The following is a 243-nucleotide window of genomic DNA, read 5'->3' as shown; positions in this document are numbered from 1 at the left end:
CGAAGTACCATCGGCGCAGAACGGTTTCACGTCCGAGTTCGGGATGGGATCGGGTGGTTCACGTCCGCCATAGCCACCAGGTCATGAAACCGCACAAGACGACCGCCCGGGGATTTGCCCCCGTTCAGGGGCACCCGGTCGGGTGTGTGCGCGAGATCGTCTGATTTTTGTGTCTGTGATGCAAGCTGTGTGGCCCGCGGGCCCGGTTCTGGGCGCGACGGGGATCAATAGAGCTCTATCGAG

The 243-nt window shown here is 62.1% G+C and carries 1 rRNA gene; it reads right to left on the bottom strand.

Going from position 1 to position 243, the window contains the following annotated elements:
• Positions 1-81: ribosomal RNA gene (gene rrf / locus WG924_RS28160) — 5S ribosomal RNA — on the bottom strand; the annotation flags it as partial.
• Between the last annotated feature and the right edge of the window lie 162 nt (positions 82-243).

Source organism: Tistrella arctica (assembly GCF_039630945.1).
Lineage (GTDB): Bacteria > Pseudomonadota > Alphaproteobacteria > Tistrellales > Tistrellaceae > Tistrella > Tistrella bauzanensis.
This window is presented reverse-complemented; position numbering and strand designations above follow the sequence as displayed.